The sequence below is a fragment of the Stutzerimonas zhaodongensis genome, from assembly GCF_003696365.1.
GTDB lineage: Bacteria > Pseudomonadota > Gammaproteobacteria > Pseudomonadales > Pseudomonadaceae > Stutzerimonas > Stutzerimonas zhaodongensis.
In genome coordinates this window covers 1214623-1236610 of the sequence record NZ_RFFM01000001.1, presented here as the reverse complement: position 1 = coordinate 1236610, position 21988 = coordinate 1214623, and the positions used below count along the sequence as shown (strand labels likewise).

Genomic DNA, 21988 nt, shown 5'->3' with positions numbered 1-21988 from the left:
GGGAGAGACGACCGGATTTTCGTCAGACGCCTGGGGTAAGCCTGCGCAAAAGGTTGATGCTGATGTTCTGGAAAACCTGGCCAAGGGCCTGGAGCTTGCTGATCGGAGATATCGACGCAAGTATTTGAGCGAATACCTGGATCATGAAGTACTCGTAGAGCGACTGGTCGCCGATGCGCTGGTAGTAACGAGCAAGGCTGTAGTAAGCGTGCGTGGTCATCTGAATGCGCTGCTTGCTGCTACGCATGGAGAAGATCCCGCCTTCGTGCACACGATAGGCTGCGGGCTTTATTTCTTCGATGAACTTGCCCTTGCCATGGGCGCCCAGTAATGACCACCAGCAAATGTCCAAAACCTCCACACCGTGCAGCTCCGGCGGTAGCTCATGCACGAGATTGCGAAAGCACACGGTCAGGGTAGACACCGGGCGTGCCTGCATAAGCTCGCGGGCGGTAGCGTCTTTGCGGAACTTGCCCTGCATGTGTGGGCTGCACACAACGCCCTGGCTGTTGAACATGAACGCGTCGTGATAAGTCATCACGTAGTCACGGTGCTGTTCGAGGAAATCGACCTGAATCTGCAGTTTGCGCGGGTCCGTCCAGTAGTCGTCACCTTCGCAATAGGCGATGTATTTCCCCTCGGCTTGTGCGAACAGCCGAGTGCTGAAGGGCACGCCCAGGCGGTACTGATTCTGCTGCTGATAGATCGGTTTGATCACGCTCGGGTAGAGCGCGGCATATTCACGAATGATCGCCGCCGTGGTGTCGGTAGAAGCGTCGTCATGAACGATCACCTCGAAGGGGAAGTCCGTCTCCTGTCGGAGGAAGCCGTCCAGCGTTTCCTTTATGAATGCCGCATGGTTGTAGGCCAGGCAGATAACGCTCAGCAGAGGTACACGTCTGTCACCCCAGGCCGCCATCACGTCTTGTTCGTTTCTTTGTTGAATATCCATTCAGGCGCTCGACTTGGTCATCATTACGTAGAGCCGCATGACTACGGGCTTTGTGGTGAAGGTCACCAGCGTCATGCAAATAAGCCCGCTGACGGCCAGTCCTAGAAGGACGTCAAATCGGTTGTCGCTGGCGATGGCATCAAAGACTGGCTCGCCGATCAGCAATCCCAGGCCAGTCATGGCGGTGATGCGCAACAGATCTTGCAACCATGGACGATGGAGGCTGGGGCCAAAGCGTTTGTGCACCATCGACGGCCAGATCAGAAAGGTCACTATGCGCAGCCCGAACCAGGCCAGTGCCGCGCCGTAAACGCCATGCGCAAGGGCTGCATAAATCACCACCGGGATGCTTATAGCCGCGCTGATCAGACTGAACCACACGTGCAGGCGCAGCCGCCCATAGGCGTACTGCAGATAAAACTGAAAAGCTGTGATGGCCATGATCGCGCTGCCTATCACATACCAGGGCAGCACCGTGCGGCTCCACTGCGCTGCTTCAACATCGCCGGTCCAGGCGAAGACCAGCTCGGCGGAGTGAAAGGCGACTACTCCAGTCAGGGGAAACAAGAGGCTGCACACGAACCGCGTAGCGTTCAGGTAAAGCGTCTGCATGTCGGCTATCCGGCCTTCGGCGACCAACACCGTCATACGTGGCAGCAATGTCTGCACCAGCGGGTTGGTCAGCGTCATGATCCCGGTCGCCATCAGTGCAACCAGTGAGAAATAGCCGTATTCCTTGAGCAGCAGGACGTTGGATAACAGCACCTTGTCCAGCTGCGTTAGAAGTATCCACAGCACTGAGGTCAGCGAGATGCTCGCAGCAAACGGCAGCACGGGTTTGACAAGGGGCCAGTTGAAGCCGGTGAAAATCCTGGGGGAAGGCATCAGCACGTAGGCCTTAACGGCAAATATCAGCGTTTCGATCAGTGCCACGACCGTCTGGAACAGGAAGAAATCCACCGGGTCTTCGCTGATGTTCGCTACCAGACACAAACCACCGAAATAACGCAGCGTGGCAATCAGGACGTTTGCACCGTTGAGCCATGCATGCAACTCGAGCCCCTGCAGGCCGCTCTTGTATAGGGTGGCATAGAGTTTCAGCCCGACGACCAGCCCCATCAAACTGATGCAGTGAACGATGGTCGCCGTGTCTAATTCCTGCGCCTGCAGCCAGTGCTGGGCGATCCAGTCACCTGAGAAATGCACACCCAGGACGGTCAACGCTGTCAGCGGTAGAAAGATGATCTCGAACGAGCGCAGCAGTTGCCCCGGCTCGTAGCTTCTAGCTCCTATTGCTGATCGCCCACGAAAATGCGCGATCTGCCGGACAAGCGACGGGGAAAGACCGGCGTCCAAGAGTTGTAACCAGACCTGCATTACCGCAAAGAAACCGATCAGGCCATAGGCTTCGGCACCCAGATGCCCAAGGTAGAAGGGCAAAATGAGAATGCCGATCAGCATGGCGTACGCCTGGCCGGCATAGCTCAGGCCGGTATTGCGAATCATGGATACTTTTCGATCAGACATGGATTTGGCCGTCCCGGATGGATCAACAGATACGCTTGCTCTCGGGATCGGGCAGAGGGAGACGGTCATCCATCCATCCGGCGGTATTGACCTGCGGCCAGAAGCGTTCAGTTATTGGTTCGCTGCGCCCGGCGTTTTCCATCAGTAGGGTCTGAATCACTGTGTTCTGAACATGACGTGGCAAACCTGGGTAGATTGGCAGGCACAGCACCCGCCGACTCAATGCGCGAGACCGAGTCTGCGGCGACTGCGGCTGCAAATAACCGAGCGTATCCAGCGACGGATAGAAATAACGCCTGGGGTTGATCCCTTGGGCATTTAGCGCTGCGCGGCAACGCAGCAGCTGGCTCTCGCTCGCAAGGGCGATCGGAAAGTAGCTATGGTTGCGCTGGGAATGGTGTTGCTGCTGTTGAAGGTCGAAGTGATCACCCAGTTGTGTTTCGTAGCGCCGGGCAATCTCTTCGCGCTGCTCCAGGATCAGCGCTATGTCGTCAAGAATGCACAGGCCCATGGCTGCGGCGAATTCATTGAGTTTCGCGTTAATGCCGATGCCGTCGATTATGTCGGTGTCGACGATGCCAAAGTTACACAACAAGCGAATCCTGGCGGCCAGTGCATCGTCGTTCGTGACAATTGCGCCGCCTTCGATGGTGTGGAACAGCTTCGTCGCATGGAAACTGAGCGTGCTGATGTCGCCCCAGTTCAATACCGAGCGGTCTTTGTAACGCACACTAAAGGCGTGTGCGCCATCGTAAATCACCTTGAGACGATGACGTTCGGCGATCTGAGCGATGCCCTCCACATCGCAGGCGTTACCAAACACATGAGTGGCGACAATTGCCTGGGTATCGGTATCAATCCGGGCCTCAATCGCCGAGGGATCCAGATTCCAACTGGCTTCGTCGATATCCGCAAAGATCGGGCGGATACCTTCCCACTTTAGAGAACTGGTGGTGGCAACAAAGCTGAACGGTGTGGTGATGGCACTGCCCGCCAGATTCAGTGCGCGATACGCGATCTGCAGTGCAAGCGTGCCATTGTTGGTCAGGATGATGTTTCTGACACCTAAATAGTCACGCAGGCGTTCTTCGAGCTCAGCTACCAGCGGGCCTTGGTTGGTCAGCCACCCGGACGCGTAGATGCTGTCTACATAGCCTAAAAATTTTGTTTTTTTTCCGAGATACGATTTGGTGACGTTGATCATCACGATGTCCTTATCGGTGGCCACATCGAACAACAAAATCAGGAGGAGGGCGCAGTCTTGTTAACCGGTCGGTTGCGTACCAAGAGCGGTAGCGCGCCGCGCACGGCGTTGATTGAGTTTGAGAATCATGCGGGTAACGAAACTGCCGGCGTGTGGGTCGCCATAATGGAAAATGGCGGACGCCCGGCGCTGGGCGGGGTCGCACGGCTCATTTGCATGCAGCGTCCGATAGCCCCAGAACAGGTAGAGATTGCCCGGCACTAATCGGAGTTTTTCAGGTTGCAAGATTCGGTGCCTGATGCCGGCGCTGATCAGTTTGCGGCTCAGTGGATTCTGCAGTAGTGCTTTCTCAAGTACGTTGATCAAAACGTTCGAACGTATGCGACGAAGGTTCGGGAAAAGGATCAGATCACCTCTGTCGACGCCATCCTGAGGAATTTCAATAGGGAGTAATGCTGTAACAAGACTGGCGTCGAAATGAAAGCAGTTCGATTCGCGACGTCCCGACGACCCTTGTACGCAACGAAGAACGTTCAGGATTTCGCTATTGTATGCGGCCGCTCCGGCACCAGACTGGTAAACGTTTTTAAGCAACGCCCGGAACTCCGGCGATGCGCTTATTGCGCCTAGCTGAGATTGTTCGATCTCAGGTCCGCCATGATGGGCAAAGTAGCAGCCCTTATGTTTATCCCCCTCCGCTCTCACAGTTTGCTTTAACGATTGCAGTTGTTCGGAAGACAAAAAATTTGAAATACAAAAGCTTCCATTTCTGTCCATCTCGCTCGCTATAACTTTAGCTGTGGGCAACTCTAGGTTGCGAAAAAAAGTATTCACGGGATACTCCGTTTGATCAAGGTAATCGGTTTTATAATCAATGCGGATAGTTACTCTAAAACACTTTAAAAGGAGCATTGGTTTCAATCGCGAGCCGCTTGGCCGCGGTGCGATCGATTGCAGGTGACTGTCTTTTTTTTGTTCACTAATTTAATTAGGCAAAGCTACCGCCACTGGCAGGTTCTAACTGCCCATGACCCTATGCCAGGAAAGCTGTACGCACCGAAATCACTGATTTTCCGGTGAATTCAGAAAAAGCTACCGCACTCGGCTAGCGTTCGAGATAAGCATCTAAAAAACTTAGTGAGGCGCGTGCGGCACATTGGCTGCAACTAGAGAACGCCATCCCTGTGCACTTACGGAGCCAATACCGATGTAGTCTAGAGGTCTGCGGCTCGAAACGTCCCGTCTCTGAGTTGTGTGACGTAGTTATCATCTAGAATTTCGTGGTCGTCAAGATATGAAACACATTTTTTTTGAGCGCAAATGGCTGAGACTTGTAACTAATTGACTGCAAAGGTTTCGGCTGTTTGTATCGAGAAACCAATTAAGCTGGCGTTAGTTTGAGGAATCAATCCTCTGAGCTAAGCCATTCGAGCTAGTTTTTTAGTGGCGCTAAAGACCGGGCGATATGCCTACTACATGGTTGTACATAAGTAGTAGTCAGCAGGTGAGATCGCACAATATCGGTATAAGCATCGCCTCGCGGATTAGGCTTGAGTAGGTTTATGCCCTCCTTATGGCTAGCGGTTCTACAAAACGCCCGATTCACTACATGGGACGTTTTGTATCTCAGGGCTAGATGGGGCTGCTGACAGTTGTAGATGCCGATGGCTTCAAGCACCAAACGACATACCTGATCAAGATCGGGCGGTCTTCAGGATACGGTCGACTAGTTCCGCCAGGGCGTTCTGGTAGCAGTCGTCGCCATCAGCCATCGAGCAGGTAACCTCTTGGCGTACGCGGATTCGCTCTAGCGATCACTACAATGCTGAGTGCCACGATCCTAATGATGGATCAATCTCTGACGATGCCTGCGCTGATGCAGTGCTTGGCTGAAGGGGCGAGCGGCTGACACGGCATAGGGGTCCTCGTGCACATGGTGGCCGACGACTTTCGTGCGAACACTTCCGTTACAAGGCTCAAATAAAGCGGGCCACTCTTGCCTGCAGGAACGTGCTATCCGCCACCCTGAAACGCTCCGGCGCGCTTGGCAGTACTTGTTCCGGCCCTGGCTTGAGCAGGTTCGGATGGCGGCGAAACGGTGATGGGTTTAGGTCGTACTGTGGCAGGACCGGTTGGGCAACCAATTGCCGATGCTCGGCCGGGATCCAGAACAAGCGATCCCGACCGATCCGCAGGGACGAAACCTCGCGAGTACGTAACAAATAATGCAGCTTGCTCGCCCCAGTCCTGTGGATAATGCTTGCGCAGCCGCGCCAGAATCGCGAGCGGACCTGGATACCATAGCGTTTCTAAGCTTGCCTGTAGCTCATCTCGCCTCTTTCGACCTGATCAACCGCGGCCGATTTGAAAGACAGCGAAACGTCTCGCTGGCTTCGATGAGCAATTTTTGCCAAGACCGTTTCCTGATGAATGAGGCGAAGGTGTAAACCTTCTTCAAGCCAAGACACACGCAAAAAAAAAGGCCACTCCGAAGAGTGACCTTTTAAATTGGTTGCGGGAGCCGGATTTGAACCGACGACCTTCGGGTTATGAGCCCGACGAGCTACCAGACTGCTCCATCCCGCGTCTGTGGGGCGGCATTCTACAGTCCGCGAGGCTGCTGTCAACCGTTTGGCTCAACAAAAGTTTGTCTTTTCAGATATTTAGCTATGCTGGCAACCATTGAGGCGTACTAAATACTTTCTTTCGGCTAATAAAAAAGGCCACTCATTAGAGTGACCTTTCGTATTTGGTTGCGGGAGCCGGATTTGAACCGACGACCTTCGGGTTATGAGCCCGACGAGCTACCAGACTGCTCCATCCCGCGTCTGTGGGCGGCATTCTACAGCTTTCATTCGTTCTGTCACGGCTTTATTACCAGCGTCCAGAATTTAGATTACGCGGGAATCGACATTGACGCCTGGTGATGGGCTTGCGCTGGGACAGAGGGTCGTTCTAGGCGTGTTGGCGAGCTTGGCTTGTGGTGATGCCGAGCGATTCGCAGCATGCCCCAAAGCATGGCGAGCGCGGCTGCGCTCCAGCCAATCACCATCAGGAAAATTATTAGGGCAGGGGTGATCATTGTCGGATTCCTTTCTAACTTGCTTTAGCTCTCCACCCCTCGGACCTGTCATATGGATAACGGTTCCGCTTGCCATTTGTCGGTAACCCTTCAGTGCATGCGCACGGTGAGTCGGCAAAGATGCCCAAAAAAGGGAAGGGCAACTCTGTTAGGAGGGGATATGCAGAGCATCTTGAAGATTACCTGTTGCGCCACGTTACTGGCCGTTGTCGCGGTTCCTGCTTGGGCCGGTTCGATTACGCAAGGCGCTGTTCAGGTGGCTCAGAACACCGGTGCGGCTGACCGCGGTGCGGGTAATGGCTCGATGGGCATTGGCAACGGTGTGGAGCGATTGCCAGAGCGTCTCGAAGAGGATCGAGAGCTGCGCGATAGCGAAACGCCCAAGGCTTACGATGAATCGAGCCATGGCGATACCGACCCCGATATGGAGCATCGTCCGCGTCGCACGCTTGGCGATCGGGATGACGACTGATCAACTTATAAGGTGGAGAACATCATGCTGAACAGAATCCTGTTAATGAGTGCTGGGCTGGCAATTGCCTCAGGTGCCGCCTTAGCTAATCCTGACAATAAGGAGTTCACCCCAACCACGCCGTCCACGACAGGCACCGCAGCCATGGAGCAGCCATCTTCGGAGATTGGAGAGGATGGCTCATCCAGCCAGAATCGTTCGAATGATCGAGCCGGTGACACTGGCAGCAACTCCGCTATCGGTACGATGGGCACCGGTGCCACTGGCACCACGGGTGGCATGGGTGCAACGACCGGTACCGACACAATCGAAAATCGCGATGACGAGACGGAACAATAGTAGCCGGACGGCTGATATCGAACGTTCCTAAGCGAGGGCGGCATACGTACAATGCCGCCCTTTTCAGTTGGGGCCGACCTCGATGCAAATAGCTTTGGCCCCAATGGAGGGATTGGTAGACGACATTCTCCGTGATGTGCTGACCACTGTAGGCTGCGTGGATTGGTGCGTCACGGAGTTCATCCGCATCTCGGATCGTTTGTTGCCGCCCTCCAGCTTTCACAGGTTGGCGCCAGAACTTGAGCAAGGCGCAGTAACCCGAGCGGGAACGCAGTTGCGTGTCCAGTTGCTCGGTTCCGATCCGATCTGCTTGGCCGACAATGCGGCTCTGGCCTGCAGCCTGGGCGCTCCCGCCATCGATCTGAATTTCGGGTGCCCTGCCAAGACCGTCAACAAGTCGCGGGGAGGCGCTATCCTGCTAAAGGAACCCGACCTGCTGCATTCCATTGTTCGCGAGGTGCGCAAGGCAGTACCCGAACATATACCGGTTACCGCCAAGATGCGGCTTGGCTTCGACAGCAAGGATGGCGCTATCGATTGCGCCAGAGCGCTGGTTGATGGTGGCGCTGCGCACTTGGTTGTTCACGCGCGGACCAAAGTGGAGGGCTACAAACCTCCGGCCCATTGGGAGTGGGTCGCCAAGGTTCAGGACGTCGTAAACGTGCCGGTGTTCGCCAACGGCGATATCTGGTCGCTTGAGGACTGGAAGCGCTGCCGTGAAGTAAGCGGCGTCGAGGACATCATGCTCGGCCGCGGTCTTGTCTGCCGGCCGGATCTGGCGCGTCAGATCGCTGCAGCAAAGGCTGGCGAGCTGGTCGAGCCAATGAGCTGGGAAGATCTGCAGCCGCTACTTGCCGAGTTCTGGGTGCAGGCACGGCGCAAGATGTCGCCACGTTACGCCCCGGGTCGCCTAAAGCAATGGATATCGCTGCTAACCCGCAATTACCCGCAGGCCGTTACGATGTTCGCCGAGCTTCGACGTGAGAGCGATTGCGAGCGGCTCGATTCGCTGCTTGGCCTCGATACTCAACAACCCGGTTTCAAGGCGGCTGTCTAGCGGCCGCCGCTAACGTCCAATATTGCGCCATTGGTATAACTGGCCTTCTCACTGGCGAGCCAGAGAATAGCCTCGGCTACTTCTTCGGCTTCCCCGCCGCGCCCCATGGGCACGCTGGAACTGACCCGCGCAACGCGACCAGGCTCGCCACCGCTGGCGTGAATCTCGGTTCGAATTACACCTGGCCGTACCGCATTGACTCGGATGCCCTCGGCTGCCACTTCCTTGGCCAGTCCCAGCGTCATGCTGTCGATCGCACCCTTTGCAGCCGCATAGTCGATGTACTCATCAGGCGCGCCGAGCTTGGCGGCAATCGATGACACATTCACGATCGCGCCGCCTACGCCGCCGTTGCGAGTGGACATGCGCCTGACCGCTTCACGAGCGCACAGAAAGCTGCCGAATACATTCACGGCGAATACCCGCTCCAGTCGCGCCCGGTCCATTTCATCCAAGCGCAACTGCCGCTCCAGAATTCCCGCATTATTTACCAGCACATCGATGCTGCCGAACTCGGCATCCAGCCTTGAAAACAAATGGACTACCTGTTCCTGGTCTGCCACATCCGCCTCGACCGCGATAGCGCGGGCACCGATTGATCGTACTTCACTCAGCAAGGCCTCGGCTGCATCTCGACGCTCTCGAAAATTCAGACACAACGCATAGCCCTGGGCCGCGGCCAGCCTAGCGGTAGCCGCGCCGATGCCGCGGCTTGCTCCAGTGATTAACATGACTTTAGGCATAAAAAATCCCCGACGAACGGTCTTGAAAATCAATGCTTGGCGCCTATTTAAGGCGGTACAGGATGCCGAATTCGGGTCCTGGATGAACCACTCGCTGATTATCAGGAGATTGCAAAATGACTACTTTTTCCATGGCTCCACTGTTCCGCCAGTCCGTCGGATTCGACCGTTTCAACGATCTGTTCGAATCAGCGTTGCGCAATGATGCCAATGGCTCGTTTCCACCCTACAACGTGGAAAAGCACGGCGATGACCAATACCGCATCATCGTAGCAGCCGCAGGGTTCCAGGAATCAGATCTGGAGTTGCAGGTTGAACGCGGCGTATTGACCGTCAGCGGCGGCAAGCGAGACAACGGCGGCGACAACGTTACCTACCTGCATCAGGGCATCGCCCAGCGGGCTTTCAAGCTTTCGTTCCGCCTCGCGGACCACATAGAGGTCAAAGGTGCTGCCCTTAATAGCGGGCTGCTGAGCATCGAGCTCGAACGTGTCGTACCGGAAGAGGCCAAGCCCAAGCGCATCCCGATCAACGGTGAGCGTCTGGCCCTCGAGGCCTGATCAGCTTCGGCCCACGCCTAGTGTCATGAACCCCGCCTCATTGGCGGGGTTTTTCATGGCGAACGAACCCTTAGAACTTCACTGAATTCAGCCAGTGGTAACGGGCGGCTGAACAGGTATCCCTGATAAAGGTGACATCCCTGAAGTTGGAGCAGGTCGAGTTGCGCCTGCTGTTCGACTCCTTCGGCAATCACCTCCAGCCCTAGGCTGCGCGCCATTGCCACTATCGCCCGTATGATTTCGGCGTCATTCGGATCGATCAGAGCGTCGCGAACGAAGGATTGGTCAATCTTCAACAGGTTCACAGGCAGGCGCTTGAGATAAGTGAGCGAGGAGTAACCGGTGCCGAAATCGTCCATCGCAAAACTTACCCCATGCCGGCAGAGGCGGCGCATCTTGGCGATGGTGTCATCCAGATTTTGAATCACGATGCCTTCGGTGATCTCCAACTTGATCATCTTGGGCGCAAGGCCTGCGAGCTTGAGTGTGTCGAGGATGCGCTCGACGAAATCGTTCTGGCGGAACTGACGCGGACTTATATTGATGCAGAGCGTAAAGCTGTCGGCGTCAATCAGGCCTTTGGCGAGCAATGCGGCGGCAATGCGGCACGCCTCCCGTATCACCCAGTTGCCCACTTCGACGATCAGCCCGCTTTCTTCAAGCACCTCAATGAACTGAGCAGGCGATCGTGCGCCGTGCTCGGGATGGTGCCAGCGCAACAGAACCTCTGCGCCGACCACGCCACCAGTGCGCGCATCCACCTGCGCCTGCAAATGGAGCTCGAATTCCTGGCGTTGTAGCGCCAGCCGTAGCTCGCCTTCAAGTTGCAGCCTCGCGCTTGCCGCGTGCTGCATAGTTGTGCGGAACATCTGAATCGCATTACGCCCCGCTGCCTTTGCCCGGTACAGAGCAATGTCAGCGCGTTTCAATAGATCGGCCGGTGTTTCACCATGGTCTGGCATCAGCGCGATGCCGATGCTGGGCGTCACCTGCAGGCGATTGCCTTCGAACACCATCGGCTCGGCAAGCAGTGTGCGAAGTTTTTCGGCAACCTGTCGGACGTGCCGTGTTACCTCGGAACGCCTCCCGCTCAACCCAGTCAGCAGCACCACGAACTCATCGCCCCCAAGGCGAGCGACTGTATCTTCCTGGCGGACGCTTGCTTCGAGGCGAGCAGTGATCATCTTCAGAACCGCATCACCGACGGGGTGCCCGAGCGAATCATTGATGTGCTTGAAGTGGTCGAGATCGAGAAAGAGCAGGGCACCGCGCAGGTTATGACGTTTATGCAAGGCCGCCTGCTGGTTCAACCGATCCGTCAGCAGCGTGCGGTTTGGCAAGTTGGTCAGCGGGTCGTGGTAGGCCAGGTGGTGGATTTGGGCGTGCGCGGCCTTCAGTTGGCTGATGTCACGCGCCGACAACAGCAGGCAGTCAACGCCGTTGAGCTCGATCGGCTCCACGGACACTTCGATATTCTTGGGTCGTCCATAACGATCCTGGCCCACCATCTCCCAGTTCGTCACCCGACCCTCACGCTCAAGTTGCTCGTGTATTTCCTGGCGTTGATCGCCCGGCCAGACGCCCAGCTCGGTAGAAGTTTTGCCGAGTGCTTCTTCCTGGCGATAGCCCGACAGTCTATAAAAACCCTCGTTGACTTCAATGAACCGGCCGGTGCTGCGCTCACTGATAATGATGGCGTCGGGGCTTGAATGAAACGCTCTGGCGAACTTGGCTTCGCTGGCTTTCAACGCAGCCTCGGCCTGCTGCCGTTTGGTGATGTCGCGAAAGGTGGTAACAATGCACAGCCGCTGGTCAATTCTGATGATGCGGCTGGAAACCGCGCAGGTGAGTGTCTGATTGGTCTTGGTGCGAAATTGTGCTTCGGCGTTATCGAGCCGCTGGTCCTGCATCAGCTGCTCGTAGAGCGCCTGCCTTTGATACTCGTCCTTCCAGATGCCTATTTCCAGCGCCGAGCGCCCGATGATATCGCTTGGCTCCCAGCCAAAGACGACGCTGAAGCTCGGGTTGATTTCCATGAAAACGCCATCGCGTAGGCGTGAGAGCGAGATTGGGTCTGGGCTGCCTTGAAACAGCGCGGAGAACTTAGCCTCAGACGCTGCCAAGTGTTGTTCTCGCAGGACCCGGTCGGTCGCGTCGATGATTATGCCGGCCATGCGCAACGGCGCGCCTTGGTCGTCCAGATAGAGCTTGGCGGTGCTTTCCAGTTGCCGTGTCGTGCCATCCGATTGTACGGCCTGGTATGTGGCTTGGTATGACTGGCGGCGGCCGGCCAGAAGGTCACTGTACGCCGCGCGCATGGCTTGGCGGTCGGCAGCGGCAACGCTACGGAAAAACTCACGGAATGAGCCATTGAACGGGCCCTGGATAAGCCCCTGTAGTTCAGAGGCCCTGGTCGAAGCATAGAGGCGGTCGCTCGGGATATGCCATTCCCAGTTGCCAAGATCTGCCGAGGCCAATGCCAACTCCAGTCGCTCCTGACTGTCTTCAAGTGCCAGAGCCTGGGCATGTTGGTCGGTTATGTCACGGATAAGGCCTACGAATAGCCTGGTTCCATTGCTGTCCTGCAACTGCCCGTCCAGTTCAAGCCAGCGCTCGCTGGCATCCGGCCAATGGACGCGATGCCGGATGTTCAGGCGCGATCCATTGCCTTCGACCAAGCTGTCCATGGCAGCTTCGACATGAGGCCGGTCCTCGGCGGCAACCAGGACCAGATAATCGCTTTGAGTCATCTCTGACGGCGCTTCCTTCAGGCCAAATAGCCTGCCCGTACCGAGCGCCCACTGCACGGTTTTGCGCCGGGCATCCCATGACCATATACCTAGCCCGGCTGCATCAAGGACCGACAGTAGGCGAGCAGCGTCCTGCCAGGGTTTCGCTGCGCCTTTCGAGGCGTCGTCGGGGATGACGTCAGGCGGTGACATGAGCGGCCTCGGACGGTGTGGTCAGGGGGAGATGGATGGGCATCAGAGCCGGCGCCCATGGGTGAACCGGTCTTGCTATTGTGGCGAAAACTTATCCGTAGCTGATGGCAAAGTGCAAGCGCGATTAGTCGGCATCCAGCAGCGCCATGAATGCCTTGGCCGCGTTAGACAAAGTCCGCTCTGTGTGAGTGATATAGCCCAACTGCCTTGACAGTTGGATGCCTGGCAACGGAAGCCGCACGACCTGTTCGTCGAGCATCGTACGAGGCAGCACGCTCCAAGCGATGCCGATGGAGACCATCATCTTGATCGTCTCCATGTAGTTGGTGCTCATCGCAATGTTGGGCGTGAGCCCTTCGCGCTCGAAAAGCCTTTGCGCAATGTGGTGGGTAAAGGTGTTGCCGCCCGGAAACACTGCGGGATATCCGGCAACGTCGGTCAGGCTGATATTTCGCTTACGCGCCAGCGGATGCTCCGGTGCCACGACGAAATCCAGTGGATCATCCCACACTTTACAAGCGTGGATCGGTGCAGCTGTTTGCGGCGCAAGCGTTATCACGGCGACCTCGGCGCGGCCATGCAGCACTTCGTCGTAAGCGACTTCCGAATCGAGAAAGCGGATATCAAGATTCACCTCTGGATACGCTCGGGTAAAGGCTCTCAAGAGGGGCGGCAAACGATGCAGACCGATATGGTGGCTGGTTGCGAGCGACAATCGCCCGCTGACATCGCCGCTGAGATTGGTCAGGGCGCGGCGAGTGTCGTCAAGAACATTCAATATCTGATAGGCACGTGGCAGCAGTGCACGGCCGGCTTCGGTCAGGCCAATTTCACGGCCCAGGCGATCGAACAATCGAACATCGAGCTGCGACTCCAACGATGCGAGGCGTTTGCTGACGGCCGGCTGGGTCAAGTGAAGCCGTTCCCCGGCAAGTGAAAAACTTCCAGTTTCCGCGATCGCGATAAAGGCGTTGAGGCTAGCGAGATCCATGAGCCCTCCGGATCGGCGAGTACAAATTGCTGTCCCGCTAAGGATAGGCAGACGTATTCCTTAAGGGAATGCATCGGATGAAAAATATGAATTTGAGTAATCGATGGAAGGTCCCTACGATCACCCCATAAGCAAAAGGGCTATAGCCCTACGCACTGATGAGGAAAAGTCCGATGGCTGGCAAAACGCTCTACGACAAGCTCTGGGAAATGCACGAAGTCAAACGCCGTGATGATGGCTCGTCGCTGATCTACATCGACCGCCACATTCTTCATGAGGTGACCTCGCCGCAAGCTTTCGAAGGCCTTCGGCTGGCGGGACGCAAACCGTGGCGTATAGATGCCAATATCGCGACCCCGGACCATAACGTGCCGACCACTAAAGGCGAGCGGCAGGGCGGTCTCGAAGCGATTGCCGATGAGGTTTCGCGTATTCAGGTGCAGACGCTGGACGAGAATTGCGACGACTTTGGAATTCTTGAGTTCAAGATGAACGACATACGTCAGGGCATCGTGCATGTGATCGGACCTGAGCAGGGTGCAACGCTGCCTGGTATGACCGTAGTCTGTGGGGACTCTCATACCTCGACTCATGGGGCGTTCGCTGCTCTGGCGCATGGGATAGGCACGTCGGAAGTTGAGCATGTGCTCGCGACCCAGTGCCTTGTCGCCAAGAAAATGAAGAACATGCAGGTGCGGGTCGAAGGCAAGCTGCCATTTGGCGTCACCGCCAAGGACATCGTATTGGCGGTGATTGGCAAGATCGGCACCGCAGGCGGCAATGGCCATGCGCTGGAGTTCGCTGGCAGTGCCATTCGTGAGCTGTCGATGGAGGGCCGCATGACCATCTGCAACATGTCGATCGAGGCAGGCGCTCGTGTCGGCATGGTGGCAGCGGATGAAAAAACCATCGCTTACGTCAAGGGGCGACCGTTCGCACCCAAGGGTGCTGACTGGGACAAGGCGGCCGAACTGTGGAAGGAGCTTGTTTCTGATGCAGACGCCGTCTTCGATACAGTCATAGAACTCAAAGCCGAAGACATCAAACCTCAGGTCAGCTGGGGCACGTCCCCTGAAATGGTGTTGGCAGTCGACCAGCGCGTGCCGGACCCTGCCGTTGAAGCCGACCCGGTCAAGCGCGACTCCATCGTGCGCGCGCTGAAGTACATGGGGCTTCACGCCAATCAGCCGATCACGGATATCCAGCTCGACCGGGTCTTCATCGGTTCGTGCACCAACTCGCGTATCGAAGATCTTCGCGCGGCGGCAGAAGTGGCGAAGGGGCGTAAGGTGGCGGCTACGGTGAAACAGGCGATGGTGGTGCCGGGTTCCGGGCTGGTCAAGCAACAGGCTGAAGCGGAAGGCCTCGACAAGATCTTTCTAGAGGCAGGCTTTGAGTGGCGTGAGCCGGGTTGCTCTATGTGTCTTGCAATGAACCCGGACAAGCTCGGCAGTGGTGAGCATTGCGCCTCCACGTCCAATCGTAACTTCGAAGGTCGCCAGGGCGCCGGTGGAAGAACTCACTTGGTGAGCCCGGCAATGGCTGCTGCAGCGGCGGTGACAGGCCGTTTCGTCGATGTCCGTGAATTGATGCAGGCCTGAGGAGAGCGACATGAAGGCATTTACCCAGCACACCGGTCTCATCGCGCCGCTCGATCGCGCCAACGTTGATACCGATCAGATCATTCCGAAACAGTTTCTCAAGTCCATCAAGCGCACCGGTTTCGGCCAGAACCTGTTTGATGAGTGGCGCTACCTGGATGTCGGGCAGCCCAATCAGGACTGCTCGAACCGACCGGTAAATCACGAGTTCGTGCTGAATTTCCCGCGTTATCAGGGCGCGAGCGTTCTACTAGCGCGCGAAAATTTCGGCTGCGGGTCGTCACGCGAACATGCGCCCTGGGCATTGGAGGAATACGGGTTCCGCACGATCATCGCGCCTAGTTTCGCCGACATCTTCTATAACAACAGCTTCAAGAACGGCTTGTTGCCGATTGTGCTGAAAGAAGAAGAGGTAGACGAGCTGTTCGAGCAGGCAGAGGCCAGGGAAGGCTATCAGCTCACCATTGATCTGGCAGCGCAGACGGTGATTCGCCCGGACGGCAAATCGTACAGTTTCGAAGTCGATGCATTTCGTAAGCATTGTCTGCTGAACGGCCTGGATGATATCGGCCTGACGCTGCAGGACGCGGAGGCCATAAGGGCATTCGAGGTCACGCACCAGCAGAGCCAGCCATGGCTGTTCGGTGCGATCAAGTGAGATGAGGGCAGGATGGGTGACACATCACCCATCCCCCATGCAGGACTCGGTGAATGAACAACTGTCATCCACCATTGAAAATCGAGGATGCAATGAGCAAACAGATTCTGATTCTTCCCGGTGACGGCATTGGTCCGGAAATCATGGCCGAAGCTGTCAAGGTGCTTGAACTGGCCAACGACAAGTATCAGCTCGACTTCCAGCTGAGCTATGACGAGTTGGGTGGTGCCGCGGTTGACAAATATGGCGTGCCGCTGGCTGACGAGACACTTGAACGAGCCCGTGCGGCTGATGCCATCCTGCTGGGTGCAGTTGGCGGGCCAAAGTGGGACACGATTGATCCGGCCATTCGTCCCGAACGCGGTCTGCTCAAGATTCGGTCGCAGCTAGGTCTGTTCGGCAACCTGCGTCCCGCATTGCTGTATCCCCAATTGGCCGAAGCCTCTAGTCTCAAGCCAGAAATCGTCGCTGGTCTCGATATCCTTATCGTGCGTGAGCTGACAGGGGGCATCTATTTCGGCCAGCCGCGCGAAAGCAAGGTGCTGGATTCAGGCGAGCGTATGGCTTTCGATACGCTGCCGTATAGTGAGAGCGAGATCCGCCGGATCGCAAAAGTCGGATTCGACATGGCGCGCGTACGTGGCAAGAAGCTATGTTCCGTGGATAAGGCCAATGTGCTGGCATCCAGCCAGCTATGGCGCGCGGTCGTTGAGGAAGTCGGTAAGGATTATCCTGACGTCGCGCTCAGCCACATGTACGTCGATAACGCCGCGATGCAACTGGTGCGTGCGCCCAAGCAGTTTGACGTGATCGTCACTGACAACATGTTCGGTGACATCTTGTCCGATGAGGCTTCCATGCTCACTGGATCGATAGGCATGCTGCCATCCGCCTCTCTCGACTCCAACAACAAGGGCATGTACGAGCCATGTCATGGTTCTGCGCCCGACATTGCAGGTCAGGGGATTGCCAATCCATTGGCAACGATTCTTTCGGTTTCCATGATGCTGCGCTACAGCTTCAATCAGAGCGTAGCGGCCGACGCGATCGAGCAGGCAGTCAGCAATGTGCTCGATTTGGGACTTCGCACCGGGGATATCTGGTCCGAGGGCTGCCAGAAGACCGACACTCGGGCAATGGGCGACGCAGTAGTCGCAGCGCTCGCGAAGTTGTAATCTCTCCGGCCCCATTGCCCGGCCGTTTGAATGAACAGGCGAGCTACGGCTAGGCGAAATGCCGTGGAATGGTGAGGCGTTGTTGGCTGAATAACGCCCGCGCTATCGAATTCCGAAGCCGCTTTCTTGTTATCGACGGCTCGCCATTTGGGCCAAACATATATAGGTGTAGTGCGATGAAACGTGTAGGTCTGATCGGTTGGCGCGGCATGGTTGGCTCCGTGCTCATGCAGCGGATGCTGGAAGAGCGGGATTTCGACCTGATCGAGCCGGTGTTCTTTACCACTTCCAACGTAGGCGGTCAGGGGCCCTCCATTGGCAAAGATACAGCGCCTCTCAAGGACGCCTACAGTATCGATGAGCTGAAAACGCTGGATGTCATCCTTACCTGCCAGGGTGGTGATTACACCGGCGAGGTATTCCCCAAGCTGCGCGAAGCAGGCTGGAAGGGCTATTGGATCGACGCGGCGTCGACGCTGCGCATGCAAGATGATGCGGTCATCGTGCTCGATCCGGTGAACCGCAAGGTTATCGACCATCAGCTGGACGCGGGCACGCTCAATTACATCGGTGGTAATTGCACGGTCAGCCTGATGCTCATGGGCCTGGGCGGGCTATTCGAGAATGGTCTGGTCGACTGGATGAGCGCAATGACCTATCAAGCTGCGTCCGGTGCTGGTGCGCAGAACATGCGTGAGCTCATCAAGCAGATGGGCAGCATTAATGCCTCCGTTGCTGACGAACTAGCTAACCCAGCCAGTGCCATCCTGGAAATCGATCGCAAAGTTGCCGAATGTCAGCGATCAGAAGCCTTCCCGGTGGACAATTTCGGCGTTCCGCTTGCTGGTAGTCTGATTCCGTATATCGACAAGGAACTGCCCAATGGGCAGAGCCGCGAAGAGTGGAAGGCGCAGGCCGAGACCAACAAGATTCTCGGTCGGTTCAAGAGCCCCATCCCGGTTGACGGTATCTGTGTACGTGTAGGGGCTATGCGTTGCCACAGCCAGGCACTGACGATCAAACTGAACAAAGATGTGCCCATTTCCGATATCGAGGGCATGATCAGCCAGCATAACCCTTGGGTGAAACTTGTTCCGAATCACAGGGAATCCAGCATGCAGGAGCTGAGTCCCACTTCGGTCACTGGAACCCTGTCCGTTCCCGTGGGACGGCTGCGCAAGTTGAATATGGGATCACATTACTTGGGGGCGTTCACCGTGGGTGACCAGCTGCTCTGGGGTGCTGCCGAGCCGCTGCGCCGAATGCTGCGCATCCTTCTGGAGCGCTAGATCAGTATCGAAAAACATAGAAAGCGCCACGGCTTGCCGCGGCGCTTTTTTTTGCGCCCTGGAATTCCTGCTCCAAACGAGAGGGCGCAGCGTTGGTGCGATGGCGTAGCTCGTCGGGTTAAGCCTTATTTTATCTTCGGTTCAGCGGCTTTCCGCTACAGTGTGGCCGGTTCCGTCGGCTGTGCAGGATGATGGTCGACGGGAGTTTCTGTTTTCTTAGGAACAACCAGATCAATTGTCTTGCTCATCCGCTTCGGTCTCGCGATTGAGCTCCTACCAGAGCTTAGAATCCTGGTTGCAAGTTGTTTTGTAGATGGACTTGCTTAGCTGATGGATGTTGGACTTGATTCAGCGAGTGCTCTCAAGCTTTTTACTAATCATGCAAGCGGACATGCTGGCGCCAAGCTAATTTGTGGATTGTGTCTGATAACGTGCGAAAAGGCGCGACCGGCCATGCTGCCCGGTCTGGTGGGTTGTTGATAAAACACTATCTGTAAAAGATACTTGCTGAAAATTCGAAGAATAATTCTAGCCAACGACACTGTTTAGGCTTATCGCTGACGGGGGACCGCCACCTGGCGGGCGCAGGCAGTGAATATAAGACCCTCTCGAAGATCCGAGAAAAGTTAAAAAACAAGGATTTACATAATGGTTCGGGTTCGCAATCTGGTACTGGCAATCGCGGCTGCTACCGCACTGACTTCCGAAATGGCTTACGCGCTGGGATTGGGCGAGGTCACGCTTAAGTCGGCATTGAATCAACCGCTAGTGGCTGAAATCGAACTGCTGGATGCGAAGACGCTGGCTCCGGGCGAAGTCGTGCCGGTTCTTGCATCTGCCGAGGACTTCAATCGTGCGGGGGTAGATCGACAGTATTTTCTGACCGACCTGACCTTTACGCCTGTCTTGCGCCCGGATGGCAAGAGCGTCATTCGGGTATCGTCGACCAAGCCGGTTCGCGAGCCCTACCTGAATTTCCTCATTGAAGTGCTATGGCCTAGCGGCCGTCTGCTTCGTGAATACACCTTGCTGCTCGATCCCCCGCTTTACTCACCTGAGATCGCCGCGTCCGTTGCGCCTCAATTGCCGATAGCTGCACCTATTTCCCGGCCAACCGCAGCGCCCCGCCAGGCTACGCCACCAGCCGCTCCGTCTTCGTCTTCTGCACCCAGTGCCTCATTGCAAGGCGACCAATACAAGGTGACGCCGAATGACACGCTTTGGGAAGTCGCTGAGCGCGCCCGTCAGGGTGGGACGGTGCATCAGGCCATGCTTGCAATCCAAGACCTGAACCCGGACGCATTCATCGGCGGCAATATCAACCGGATGAAAAATGGGCAGGTGCTTCGTTTGCCTAATGCCGAGCAGATCGGCAGTCGCACCCAAGCTGAAGCGATCCAACAGGTGGCACAGCAGAATGCCAGCTGGCGTCAGGGAGCCGGTTCGACAGCCTCCGGCGCCCGGCAGATTGACGCCACTCAGCGCGGTTCGGCTGGTGCGGCGCCTTCGCAGAGCGAACAAGGCGATAATCTTCGTCTTGTGGCACCAGAAACGGGCAAAGCCACCACCGGTAGCGATGCTGGTGCTGATGGTGACGCAGCGGCATTGCGGGACAAGCTGGCGGTAACAGAAGAAGGGCTGGAATCGAGTCGTCGCGAGAATCTTGACCTGAAGGACCGTCTAAATGATCTGCAAGGTCAGCTGGATAAGCTCCAGCGTCTGATGCAACTCAAGGATGATCAACTGGCCAAGTTGCAGGCCCAGTTGGCAACAGATGGTGAGTTGGGTAGCGCAATCGAGCCGTTGGAAAACTCTGCTGCCGAAAGCACCGAACAGGACCCTGCATTGGCGTCGGATGGCGCTGCAAGCTCACCGCAAATGAGTGACGAAGCCGAGCCGTCCATAGCGCCGTCGGTGGCGCCAACCCAAGAGCCTGCAAGCACTCCAGCCCCGGTAGCTGAAACGCCAGCTCCTATTCCTGCGGCACCTGCCCCTGAAGAAATGGAGAGCGAAGGCTACATTGATGAGTTAATGGCCAATCCGGTCTTGCTGGGAGTGCTGGGCGGTAGCGCACTTCTGCTGTTATTGGTCGGCTTGATGGCGCTATCTCGGCGCAACGCCATGAAAGAGGCTGAGTTACAAGAAAGCCTCCTTGCTGAAAATGAGCAGGACAGTTTCTACGTCGTGCAACAGAACATAGGCTCATCCGATGCGGACTTGACCGAGCAGGTGTCGCCACATGCCGGTAAGCCGTCGGCTGATCCACTTGCTGGCTTAACCACGGATCCATTGGCTGAAGCCGACATCTACATCGCTTATGGTCGCTTCAACCAGGCTGCAGAACTGCTCCAGAATGCATTGAATGATGAGCCTCAGCGTAGCGACCTACGACTGAAGCTCATGGAAGTCTATGCCGAGCTTGGCGACAAAGACGGATTCGCTCGTCAGGAAGCAGAACTTCGTGATATCGGGGGTTCGACTGCAGCTATCGAGCAGACGAAGGCTCGCTATCCTGCTATGGCTGCAGCTGCTGGCTTTGGCGCTGCGGCTGCAGCGGCTTCATTCAACGAGAACGAAAACGAGTTCGACAGCTTCAGCCTCGATGACCTCGAGGTACAGCCGGCTCCTCCCAGCACAGCTCAAACTTCTGATGACAGTTTCGATTTAAGTCTGGACGATCTGGAGCTGGATGATGACCTTTCGGGTACGTCAGTGGCGCCTGTTGCCGAACCCGAAGTGGAACTTGATGAGGTCAAGTTCGATGAACTGAGCCTCGACGCGGCAGCGCAGGAGCAATCATCAGATGACTTCGCGTTCGAGCTCGACGAGCCGTCCAAACCTGATGACGTATCATTAGAAGACGAACTGGCAGCTTTCTCGCTCGATCTTGATGACCAACCTGCTGCAAACCGCAATGACGACCTGGCGTTCACATTAGATGAGCAGTCGCCAAGCGCGGAATCTGGCGAACCCGTTGACGAGTTTGGCTTTGAGTTGCCAGAACCGTCCGAGCAATCAGAGATGCCGGATGAGTTTGATCTGTCATTGGAAGAAGAACCGGCCCCTTCTGCTGCCCCGGAAAATTTCCGTAGCGAGCTTGAAGGAGTTGAAGCCGAGCTTGAGGATCTGTCGCGTGACTTCGGCGAGCCGCTTGATCAGCCGAATGCACCAGCCGTATCGGCAATTGAGCCAGTTGAGCCGTCATCCGAGGCACTGGACGATGACTTCGATTTCTTTGCCGACACCGATGAAACAACGACGAAGCTGGATCTGGCGCGCGCTTACATCGATATGGGTGATGCCGAAGGTGCCCGCGATATTCTTGACGAAGTGATGAATGAAGGCAGCGATACTCAACAGCAAGAGGCGCGCGATATGCTCGCTAAACTCGCCTGA

At 56.4% G+C, this 21988-nt stretch carries 16 protein-coding genes, 2 tRNA genes and 1 pseudogene; 10 read left to right on the top strand and 9 right to left on the bottom strand.

Annotation, left to right across the window (positions count from 1 at the left end; all coding sequences use genetic code 11):
* Window positions 1–22: 22 nt before the first annotated feature.
* The 6 genes from EA797_RS05650 to EA797_RS05620 all read right to left on the bottom strand — a co-directional run bounded on the left by EA797_RS05650 (window position 23) and on the right by EA797_RS05620 (window position 6510).
* Window positions 23–952, bottom strand: a complete 930-nt coding sequence (locus EA797_RS05650) for a glycosyltransferase family 2 protein (protein WP_305127013.1) — start codon at window positions 950–952, stop codon at window positions 23–25.
* Window positions 953–2479, bottom strand: a complete 1527-nt coding sequence (locus EA797_RS05645) for a lipopolysaccharide biosynthesis protein (protein WP_167468768.1) — start codon at window positions 2477–2479, stop codon at window positions 953–955.
* A 22-nt stretch (window positions 2480–2501) separates the two neighbouring features.
* Window positions 2502–3683 (bottom strand): DegT/DnrJ/EryC1/StrS family aminotransferase, encoded by a 1182-nt coding sequence (locus tag EA797_RS05640; protein WP_122164706.1) that lies wholly within the window; start codon window positions 3681–3683, stop codon window positions 2502–2504.
* A gap of 60 nt (window positions 3684–3743) precedes the next feature.
* Window positions 3744–4517 (bottom strand): hypothetical protein, encoded by a 774-nt coding sequence (locus EA797_RS05635; protein ID WP_425275561.1) that lies wholly within the window; start codon window positions 4515–4517, stop codon window positions 3744–3746.
* Window positions 4518–6192: 1675 nt separating this feature from the next.
* Window positions 6193–6269: transfer RNA gene (locus EA797_RS05625), tRNA-Met, on the bottom strand.
* A gap of 164 nt (window positions 6270–6433) precedes the next feature.
* Window positions 6434–6510: transfer RNA gene (locus EA797_RS05620), tRNA-Met, on the bottom strand.
* 415 nt (window positions 6511–6925) lie between these two features.
* Between EA797_RS05620 and EA797_RS05610 the strand changes: the two genes are divergently transcribed.
* The 3 genes from EA797_RS05610 (at window position 6926) to EA797_RS05600 (ending at window position 8633) form a co-directional block, all read left to right on the top strand.
* Complete coding sequence (locus tag EA797_RS05610) at window positions 6926–7237, top strand: hypothetical protein (protein ID WP_122164152.1); 312 nt, start codon at window positions 6926–6928, stop codon at window positions 7235–7237.
* 24 nt (window positions 7238–7261) lie between these two features.
* Window positions 7262–7576 (top strand): hypothetical protein, encoded by a 315-nt coding sequence (locus tag EA797_RS05605; RefSeq protein ID WP_122164151.1) that lies wholly within the window; start codon window positions 7262–7264, stop codon window positions 7574–7576.
* 82 nt (window positions 7577–7658) lie between these two features.
* Entirely contained in the window at window positions 7659–8633 is a 975-nt protein-coding gene (locus tag EA797_RS05600; protein WP_122164150.1) for a tRNA dihydrouridine synthase, read from the top strand.
* On the opposite strand, the gene EA797_RS05595 is transcribed toward EA797_RS05600, so the two are convergent.
* A complete protein-coding gene (locus EA797_RS05595; protein ID WP_122164149.1) occupies window positions 8630–9376 on the bottom strand; it encodes an SDR family oxidoreductase in 747 nt (248 codons plus the stop codon). The genes EA797_RS05600 and EA797_RS05595 overlap by 4 nt on opposite strands.
* A 116-nt stretch (window positions 9377–9492) precedes the next feature.
* On the opposite strand from EA797_RS05595, the gene EA797_RS05590 reads away from it, so the two are divergent.
* Window positions 9493–9936 carry an Hsp20 family protein gene (locus EA797_RS05590; protein ID WP_122164148.1) on the top strand — a complete coding sequence of 148 codons (444 nt, stop codon included), beginning with the start codon at window positions 9493–9495 and terminating at the stop codon, window positions 9934–9936.
* A 53-nt stretch (window positions 9937–9989) separates the two neighbouring features.
* Here the strand turns inward: EA797_RS05590 and EA797_RS05585 are convergent, their stop codons facing one another.
* Both EA797_RS05585 and EA797_RS05580 read right to left on the bottom strand, forming a co-directional pair.
* A complete protein-coding gene (locus EA797_RS05585) occupies window positions 9990–12878 on the bottom strand; it encodes a sensor domain-containing protein (protein ID WP_122164147.1) in 2889 nt (962 codons plus the stop codon).
* 124 nt (window positions 12879–13002) lie between these two features.
* Window positions 13003–13869: a LysR family transcriptional regulator gene (locus EA797_RS05580; protein WP_122164146.1), complete on the bottom strand. Its 867-nt coding sequence runs from the start codon at window positions 13867–13869 to the stop codon at window positions 13003–13005.
* Window positions 13870–14042: 173 nt separating this feature from the next.
* Here EA797_RS05580 and leuC point away from each other — a divergent pair, with 173 nt between their 5' ends.
* The 6 genes and pseudogenes from leuC to EA797_RS05550 all read left to right on the top strand — a co-directional run bounded on the left by leuC (window position 14043) and on the right by EA797_RS05550 (window position 21988).
* Window positions 14043–15470: a 3-isopropylmalate dehydratase large subunit gene (leuC, locus tag EA797_RS05575; protein ID WP_122164145.1), complete on the top strand. Its 1428-nt coding sequence runs from the start codon at window positions 14043–14045 to the stop codon at window positions 15468–15470.
* Window positions 15471–15480: 10 nt separating this feature from the next.
* A complete protein-coding gene (gene leuD / locus EA797_RS05570) occupies window positions 15481–16128 on the top strand; it encodes a 3-isopropylmalate dehydratase small subunit (RefSeq protein ID WP_122164144.1) in 648 nt (215 codons plus the stop codon).
* Window positions 16129–16220: 92 nt separating this feature from the next.
* A complete protein-coding gene (gene leuB, locus EA797_RS05565; protein WP_122164703.1) occupies window positions 16221–17303 on the top strand; it encodes a 3-isopropylmalate dehydrogenase in 1083 nt (360 codons plus the stop codon).
* Window positions 17304–17479: 176 nt separating this feature from the next.
* The gene (gene asd / locus EA797_RS05560; protein ID WP_122164143.1) at window positions 17480–18592 is read left to right on the top strand and encodes an aspartate-semialdehyde dehydrogenase; all 1113 of its coding nucleotides are present in this window, start codon (window positions 17480–17482) and stop codon (window positions 18590–18592) included.
* A gap of 401 nt (window positions 18593–18993) precedes the next feature.
* Window positions 18994–19089, top strand: a pseudogene (locus EA797_RS21960) (aspartate-semialdehyde dehydrogenase); the annotation flags it as partial.
* A 151-nt stretch (window positions 19090–19240) separates the two neighbouring features.
* Window positions 19241–21988: a motility hub landmark protein FimV gene (locus tag EA797_RS05550; RefSeq protein ID WP_122164142.1), complete on the top strand. Its 2748-nt coding sequence runs from the start codon at window positions 19241–19243 to the stop codon at window positions 21986–21988.